The organism is Kitasatospora sp. NPDC059803 (assembly GCF_042732255.1).
Lineage (GTDB): Bacteria > Actinomycetota > Actinomycetes > Streptomycetales > Streptomycetaceae > Kitasatospora.
In genome coordinates this window covers 1-8,072 of the sequence record NZ_JBHWIJ010000209.1, presented here as the reverse complement: position 1 = coordinate 8,072, position 8,072 = coordinate 1, and the positions used below count along the sequence as shown (strand labels likewise).

Annotated in this window: 5 protein-coding genes; 3 read left to right on the top strand and 2 right to left on the bottom strand. The window is 72.0% G+C overall.

Annotated elements, in window-relative coordinates:
- Positions 1–172: 172 nt before the first annotated feature.
- Positions 173–1,120 carry a terpene cyclase gene (locus ACFV6I_RS27625; protein WP_380428249.1) on the bottom strand — a complete coding sequence of 316 codons (948 nt, stop codon included), beginning with the start codon at positions 1,118–1,120 and terminating at the stop codon, positions 173–175.
- 323 nt (positions 1,121–1,443) lie between these two features.
- Here ACFV6I_RS27625 and ACFV6I_RS27620 point away from each other — a divergent pair, with 323 nt between their 5' ends.
- Both ACFV6I_RS27620 and ACFV6I_RS27615 read left to right on the top strand, forming a co-directional pair.
- Positions 1,444–4,455: an AAA family ATPase gene (locus ACFV6I_RS27620; protein ID WP_079136038.1), complete on the top strand. Its 3,012-nt coding sequence runs from the start codon at positions 1,444–1,446 to the stop codon at positions 4,453–4,455.
- 231 nt (positions 4,456–4,686) lie between these two features.
- A complete protein-coding gene (locus tag ACFV6I_RS27615) occupies positions 4,687–5,751 on the top strand; it encodes an aldose epimerase family protein (RefSeq protein WP_380428248.1) in 1,065 nt (354 codons plus the stop codon).
- Here the strand turns inward: ACFV6I_RS27615 and ACFV6I_RS27610 are convergent.
- Complete coding sequence (locus tag ACFV6I_RS27610) at positions 5,744–6,367, bottom strand: GNAT family N-acetyltransferase (RefSeq protein ID WP_079136040.1); 624 nt, start codon at positions 6,365–6,367, stop codon at positions 5,744–5,746. The genes ACFV6I_RS27615 and ACFV6I_RS27610 overlap by 8 nt on opposite strands.
- Before the next feature lie 309 nt (positions 6,368–6,676).
- Between ACFV6I_RS27610 and ACFV6I_RS27605 the strand changes: the two genes are divergently transcribed.
- Positions 6,677–7,954 (top strand): extracellular solute-binding protein, encoded by a 1,278-nt coding sequence (locus tag ACFV6I_RS27605; protein ID WP_363377247.1) that lies wholly within the window; start codon positions 6,677–6,679, stop codon positions 7,952–7,954.
- Positions 7,955–8,072: the final 118 nt, after the last annotated feature.

The window sequence follows — 8,072 nt, the reverse complement described above, 5'->3', positions numbered from 1 at the left end:
GGTGTGGACACGCAATTCCTGGCGGACGCCGCCGGGGCGTCCGCCGTCGAGCACGATAGCCGCCCGGCGCGGGCGCGGCTACGGTCCGTGCGCCCGGCCCGTACGGAGGGTTGCGCGTTCCGGCCGTCGCGCGGGGCGCGCACCGTGTCTCCGCGCTCCGTCCGGGACGGTGTCAGACCGCGTGGTAGCGGCCGGTGCGGGACTCCCAGTACAGGTAGCCGGCGAGCCAGGTGACCAGCCCGTCCGCGTACCGCTGGGCGATCGTCCGTTCGACCCGGGAGAGCCCCAACTCCAGGTAGACGTCCGGCAGTCGGCCGTGCAGGTCCCGGCACCGCTCGACCATCAGCTGCGCCTCCTCCAGCACCACCGCGCAGGCCTCCTCGGCCGAGCAGCGGCGCTCGCGCTGGACGATCATCACCAGGTTGTTGACGTCGCCGCGCGGGGCCTCCAGCGGGAACGACCGGACGTCGTTGCTGAGCGAGGGGATGTCGGCTGCCAGCTGGCGCAGTTGACGCAGCACCGGGTGGTGCAGGACGGCGGCGGGCACCTCGAACTGGCCGAGGCGTTCGACCATGTCGAAGATGGTCTCCATCGCCGCGGTGCCTCGTCTGAGCACCAGGTAGCCGTCGCGGTCGGGTGGCCGGGTGGAGATGCGGCCGGCGGCCTCGGCGGGGTGACTGGCCAGGTACCACTCCCAGTTGTACGCGGCGCGGGCCTGCCAGCGGGCGGGCATGCCGCGCACGCTGCGGTCCCAGAGGTCGGCGAAGGCGGTCTCGACCGGCGAGTCCTGGTCGGGGCGGGCTCCGTGCAGGACGGCGATCAGCCGCTCGCAGATGGGGGCGACCTCCGTCGGGCGGCGGCCGAGCGGGCCGTCGAACTGGTCGTCGAAGAGGAAGTAGAAGCCCATCAGGTCGGCGGCGAGGGAGAGTTCGTCCGGGCCGGTGTCGGGGTAGCCGAGGGCGGCGAGGTCGACCACGTCCCAGTGGGCGTACCCGGGGTGGTCGACGTCGGGGAGCAGCGGGTGGCGGACCAGCCAGTCACGGTGCAGCGCGGTGGCCTGCGGTCCGTGCGGGCTGCGACGGTGCGGGAACGGAATCTGAAGTGAGGTGTCGTCAGACATCGGACTCCCGGTGCGGCGAAGGGTGGGGGTACTAGTGGTTCGAACGTTGGGTGTGGGGGGAGTTGACGCGGCGAGGCTTCCGGGGAGAGGGTGATAGCGAAAGATCATCTTCGCCTCGCGGGCCGTAGGGTATCTGATGTAATGATCGGACGTTAGGGGTATAGGGCAATTGCCCTTGGCAAGGCGTCCGAACCCTCACCGTCCGCCCCAGCCTGCGCGAATGCCCCACAGCGAGTGCCACGCAGCGCTAACCTCGGCTCCACGGGCAGTGATGCGAGCAGCGACACGGGCTGTGACGCGAGTGGCGAGGCGGAGGCACGACGGTGACCGAGCAGGACAACGAACTTCGGACGGGATCAGGTTCCGGCCGGGACGGCGACAGCACCTCGCCGAGGGTCAGGCTGCGCGACCGCGACGCCGAACTTCGCTCCGTCGAAACGGCCGTCGACAAACTCTGCTGCGAATTCGCGGCCGGCGGCACCGAGATCGGCGAACTGCTCGCCTTCTCCGGCCGCCCCGGCATCGGAAAGACCAGCCTGCTGCACGAGGTCCGACGGGTCGCCAATCTCCGCAACCGCGCCACGGTGCTGTTCGCCCGCGGCGGCGAACGCCAGTTCAACGAGCCCTACCACGTGCTGCGCCAGCTCCTCCAGCCCCTCCTCACCAGCCTGCAGCCCGACGAGTTCCGCCAGGTCATGGGCACCTGGGAGGAGGTCGTCGGACCGGCCATGGGCCTCAAGCGGCCCAAGGCCGGCGCCCGCCGCCTCGACCCCCAGGGCGTGCGCGACGGCCTCGACTACGTCCTCACCCAACTCGCGCCGCGCCGGGCCCCGCTGGTCATGATCGTCGACGACCTGCACTGGGGCGACCACGAGTCGCTCTCCTGGCTCACCCAGTTCGCCGTCCGCTCCCGCGAACTACCCGTCCTGCTCGTCTTCGCCTTCCGCGAGGACGAGAACGACTGGCCGACCGAGATCCAGCAGCACCGCAAGGCCGTCCTCGGCCTCGCCACCAGCAAGCACGAACTCAACCGGCTCTCGCTGGTCTCCGTCACCGACATGATCCGCGCCGAACTCGGCGACAAGGCCGAGGACGCCTTCTGCTACGAGTTCTGGAACGTCGTCAACGGCAACCCCTTCGAAGCCGTCGCCCTGCTCGACCAGGTCCGCGACCAGGACCTCGAACCGGTCGAGGAGAACTCCCAACAACTGCGCGAACTCGCCGTCGACGCCACCGGAATGACCCTCAAGAGCTGGATCGACCGGCTCGGCTCCGGCACCCTGCGCTTCGCCTGGGCCTGCGCGATGCTCGGCACCGACATCCGGGTCGACCTCGCCACCCGGATCTGCGCCCAGACCACCGAGGGCGCCCGCGACGCCATCAAGCAGCTGCGCAAGCAGCGCGTGCTCACCCAGACCCCCAACGGCAACCTGGAGTTCGTCCACCCGCTGATCGGCAGCTCGATCTACAACACCATGCCGGAGGCCACCCGCACCGGCATGCACGGCGTCGCCGCCGCCGAGATCGAGAACGCCGGACTCGGCCTGCTCGCCGCCTCCCGCCACCTCGTCGAGACCTTCTCCGGCGAGGGCGACGACAAGACCGTCCGCAAACTGCGCCGGGCCGCCGTCGAACACCTGCTGATCGGCGCCCCCGAAGCCGCCCAGCGCTGCCTGCACCGCGCCCTCAACGAACCCCCGGCCGACGACATCCGCGCCGAGGTGCTGTACGAACTGGGCTGCTCCGCCCTGCTCACCGACCCCGTCGCCACCGTCAACCAGCTCAAGCTCGCCCTCGACCCCGACGAGGGGCCGCTGCGCCCCGAACTGCGGGTCGACGCCACCTTCCGGCTCTCCGAGGTGCTCGCACACAGCGGCGAACTGCGCCAGGCCGCGGTGGTCTGCCAGGACGAGGCCGAGCAGACCGCCGACCCGGCCGGCCGACTCCGGCTCCAGGCCGCCTCGTTCATGTGGCACGCCTTCCGCAAGTCCGAGGACGACGGGCCCGGCCGGTCCACCCGGCTCGGCCTCATGTGCGACGGCCTCAGCACCCGCGACGCCGCCGACCGGGCCGTCCTCGCGATGCGCGCCTGGGACCTCACCCTGCGCGGCGCCCCCTCCGCCGAGGCGCTGACCTACGCCGACGCCGTCCTCGACGCCGGCCGCCTGCCCAAGGGGCTCGGCTGGACCGACAGCACCTGGGGCTTCGAACTGCCCTCCATGCTCGGCCTCACCTACACCTACAACGACCGCATCGCCCAGGCCGAGCGGCTGTTCGCGGACGCCATCATCCAGTTCGAGGTCGCCGGGTGGAGCGGTGCCCACCGGGGCTTCGCGTACTTCCTGATGGGCCTTGCTCGCTTCCGCCGCGGCCTGCTCGCCGAGGCCGAGGACTTCCTGCGCCGCGCGCTGCGACTGTCCGAGCGGATCGGCCCCAAGCTGCCGCTCGCCTGGGACGCCGTCGGCGTCCTGGTGGACACCCTGCTCGCCCGCGGCCGGACCGAGGAGGCCTGGGAACTCGCCGTCGAGTTCGGCTTCCACCCGCCGTACCACACGACCGCGATGGTGCTGCCCGACGCGCCCTCGCTGTACGGCAAGCTGCTGATCGCCAAGAAGCGCTACGCCGGGGCGGCCGCCGCACTCACCGAGGCCGGCGCCCAACTGGAGGCCCGCGGCTGGCACAACACCGTCTGGGCGCCCTGGGCCGGCCACCTCGCCATCGCGATCGCGGCCGACGAGCCCGACCGCGCCCGCGAGTACGCCCAGAAGGCCGTCCAGGACGCCCGCACCTTCGGCACCGCCTCGGCGATCGGCACCGCGCTGCGGCTGAACGCCCAGATCGAGGACGGCCAGCAGGCGGTCGAGCTGCTGGAGCAGGCCGTGATGTACCTCGGCCAGTCGCCGGCCGGGTACGAGCACGCCGTCGCGCTGGTCGACCTCGGCGCCGCGCTGCGCCGGGTCGGGCGGCTGGAGGACGCGCAGGAGTACCTGTACCAGGGCATCGAGCTGGCCCAGCACTGCTCGGCCGAGGGGCTGGTCGACCAGGCGCGGCGGGAGCTGGCCAACTACGGCCTGCGGCCCAACCGGCTGGGGCTGCGCGACTTCCGGGAGACGCTCAGCCAGCCCGAGTGGGAGGTCGCCAACCTCGCGGTGCAGGGCGTGCCGCCGCAGCGCATCGCCGACGAGCTCGGCGTGCACCTCAGCCTGGTCAACCGCCGACTGGCCGCGGTCTACCGCAAGGCGGGCAGCGGGCCGGACGGCCTGGCCTCCGCCCTCGGGCTGCCGACGCAGCCGCGCGGGGCCGCCCGGCCGGGGGCGGAGCCCGAGGAGGCGTAGCCCGCGTTGGCAGGGAGGCGTGGGCGGCGGGTGCCCGGGCGGCGCGCGGAGGCACGGGAGCGCTCCCGGGGCGGTCGCCGTCGACCGGGCGTGTCTGACGATTCCCGCCGGGCGCGAATTGTCAGACACGCCCTAGGCTGACGCAGACGTGGGGGCGCCGCGGCGACCCCCTGGACGGACCCGGAACCGGGGCGGTCACGGCACCCCGCGACCGCCAGTGAGGAGCAGGCCATGGCGAGCGAGGCCACCAGCGTGCGGCACGAACCCCTCGACCCCTCGGGCGCGGGTGCCGCGATCGAGCGTTGGACGCTCTCCGCCGGCCCGTACGAGGCGAGCGTGCTCACCCTCGGCGCCACCCTGCACACCCTCACCGGCCCGGACCGCGCCGGGCGCCCCGCCCAACTGCTGCTCTCCACCGACCAGCTGACGCAGATCCTCGGCCCGGCCCGGCACTACGGCACCGTGGTCGGCCGGTACGCCAACCGGATCGACGGTTCCAGGGTCACCATCGACGGCGAGGAGCACCCGCTCGCCCCGACCGGCGGCGGCATCACCATCCACGGCGGGCCGGACGGCTTCGCGCAGCGGATCTGGGAGGCCGAGCGGATCGAGGGCGGGGTGCGGCTGCGGTTGCACAGCCCGGACGGCGACCAGGGCTTCCCCGGTGCGCTGGACATCACCGTCTCCTACACCCTGGACCCGGCCGGCGAGCTGGTGATCGCCTACCGCGCCGTCACCAGCAAGCCGACCGTGGTCAACCTGACCAACCACGCGTACTTCAACCTTGCGGGTGAAGGGAACGGCGACGTCCTCGGTCACCTGCTCACCCTCGACGCCGACGCCTACACCCCGGCCGACGAGCGGCAGATCCCGTACGGGCGGACCGAGCCGGTGGCCGGCACGCCGTTCGACTTCACGGTGGCCACGCCGATCGGCAAGTCGGTGCACGACGACCACCCGCAGCTGGCCGGGCCCGGCGGCTACGACCACAACTGGGTGCTCCGGGCCCGGCCGGCCGACGGCGGCCCGGCCCGGGCGGCGCTGCTGGAGGACCCGGTCAGCGGGCGCACCCTGGAGGTGCTGACCACCGAGCCGGGCGTCCAGGTCTACACGGCCAACAAGTTCCAGGGGGCGGTCACCGGCGCGAGCGGTGTCCCGTACGGGCCGTTCGCCGGGATCGCGCTGGAGACCCAGCACTTCCCGGACTCCCCGAACCACCCGGCGTTCCCGAGCACCGTGCTGCGGCCGGGGGAGGAGTTCCGCTCGACCACCGTGCTGCGGCTGGGCGTCAGCTGAGCGCTCCGGGCACGTCCGGGGTGAGGTTTTGCGTGAGGTCCTGCTGGAGGTCCCGCGCGAGGTCCCGTGCGAGGTCCCGGCGCATGCAGAGCCGGGGCCAGCGGTCGAGACCGTGCTCGGCCTCCTTGCGGCGGATCTCCCGCAGGCCCGGGGTGAGCTCGTGGTCGGCGAGCGGGCGGAAGCCGCAGCGGGCGTAGTAGGGGGCGTTCCAGGGGACGTCGGCGAAGGTGGTGAGGGTGAGCGCGGGGGCGTCGGTGCCGGCCGCGAGGTGTTCGATCAGCGCCCGGCCGATGCCCCGGCGGGCGTGGTCGGGGTGGACCGACACCTGCTCGATGTGCAGGGCGCCGTCCACCGGCTCGGCGAGCAGGTAGCCGGCGATCGGACCGGGACCAGGACCGGGTTGCTGGGGCAGGTCGGTTCCGTGGGGCAGGTCGGTCGCGTCGGGGACGGCGACCAGGGCGATGCCCGCGTCCAGGTAGTGGGCCAGCTCGTGCGGGGCCGGTGGTTCGTCGTCGGCGATCTCCGGCATGCCGATCGCGGCGAAGGGGGCCCCGGCGGCCCGCTCCAGTTCGCACAGCAGCGGCAGTTCGTCCCTCATGGCGGCTCTGATACGCATGCGTTCAGTCTGCTGCAAGCGGTTTTCGGCCAGGGATGGTGGTGCTCTCGGCCATCCGGTACCGGCTCGAAGCGGGCGAACCCGGACATTTGGTCGCACTGTCAACTACCGTGCGGCTACGTCCAGGACACGTGGGCGTAACGATCGCTGTTTCTTGCAGAAACTTGCTGCAAGGACTTTCCGTCGCTATTGCACCGCTGTTAACTTCCTTCCGAGCCCGACGGCAGCAACGGTGCAGTCGGCACGAGGCAGCCATTATGCGCCTGTCTCCGAAGATCTCGGGCACCCCCACCCTCCCAAGGAGTTCTCATGCGGCGTGGCATCGCGGCCTCTGCCCTCGTTGTGGCCCTCGCGGTCTCGATGGCTGCCTGTGGCAGCAGCGGCTCCAGCTCAAACGGCAAGGCCGACGGGCCGGTCACCCTCACCTACTGGGACACCTCGAACGCCACCAACGAGGCGCCGAACTACCAGGAGCTGGTCAAGAAGTTCGAGGCCGCCAACCCGAACGTCAAGGTCGACTTCGTCAACGTCCCGTTCGACCAGGCGCAGAACAAGCTCCAGACCGCCATGGGGGCCAAGGGCGCTCCGGACGTGTTCCGCTCCGAGGTCGGCTGGACCGCCGCCTTCGCCAAGGCCGGCTACCTGGAGCCGCTCGACGGCACCCCGGCCGTCGCCGACACCTCCGCCTTCCAGCCCAGCCTGATCCAGCAGGCCAAGTTCGACGGCAAGCTGTACGGCGTGCCGCTGGTCACCGACACCCTGGGCCTGCTCTACAACAAGGAGCTGTTCGCCAAGGCCGGCATCACCGCCGCCCCCAAGACCTGGGACGAGCTGAAGACCGACGCCGCCGCGCTCAAGGACAAGGCCGGTGTCGACGGCTTCTGGCTGAAGGCCGCGGACGGCTACTACGCGATGCCGTTCCTGTTCGGCGAGGGCACCGACACCGTCGACGCCGCCGGCAAGAAGATCACCGTCACCTCGCCGGAGGCCGTCAAGGCCATCGAGACCTACAAGACGATGTTCACCGCGCCCGGCATGGCCAAGGCCGACGTCACCACCGACGCCTACGCGCACATGATGGACGCCTTCAACAACGGCAAGGTCGCGGCCATCGTCCAGGGCCCGTGGGAGATCACCAACATCTACAAGGGCGCCGCGTTCGCCGACAAGAGCAACCTCGGCATCGCGCCCGTCCCGGCGGGCTCCAGCGGCAAGTCCGGTGCGCCCACCGGCGGGCACAACATCTCCGTCTACGCCGGTGCCGACCAGGCCCACAAGGCCGCCGCCGAGAAGTTCGCCGCCTTCATGACCTCGGCGGAGAGCCAGGCCTTCATCGCGCAGAAGAACTCCACCCTGCCGACCCGCTCCGACGCCTTCACCGCCGACGTCAAGGCCGACCCCGGCATCGCCGGATTCCAGGCCGTCCTCGGCAGCGCCAAGCCGCGCCCCGAACTGCCCGAGTACAGCTCGCTGTTCTCCTCGCTCGGCACCAACCTGGGCAAGGCCGTCCAGGGCACCGGCACCCAGGACGCGCTGAACACCGTCGCCACCGACTACGCCAAGCTGCTGCCGGGCTTCGCCAAGTAGTCGCCGTCGGCCGTCCGGGCCCGCCGCCACCCCGCCACCCGCGCGCGCGGGACCCCCGCGGGCCCCCCCCCCCCCCCCCGGCGGCCCCCCCCCCCCCCCCCCCCCCCCCCCCCACCCA

What these genes read in the sequence shown, in the direction of transcription:
- ACFV6I_RS27625 (WP_380428249.1), bottom strand. Translation starts at nt 1,120, where the DNA reads ATGTCTGACGACACCTCACTTCAGATTCCGTTCCCGCACCGTCGCAGC.
- ACFV6I_RS27615 (WP_380428248.1), top strand. Translation starts at nt 4,687, where the DNA reads ATGGCGAGCGAGGCCACCAGCGTGCGGCACGAACCCCTCGACCCCTCG.
- ACFV6I_RS27610 (WP_079136040.1), bottom strand. Translation starts at nt 6,367, where the DNA reads ATGCGTATCAGAGCCGCCATGAGGGACGAACTGCCGCTGCTGTGCGAA.
- ACFV6I_RS27605 (WP_363377247.1), top strand. Translation starts at nt 6,677, where the DNA reads ATGCGGCGTGGCATCGCGGCCTCTGCCCTCGTTGTGGCCCTCGCGGTC.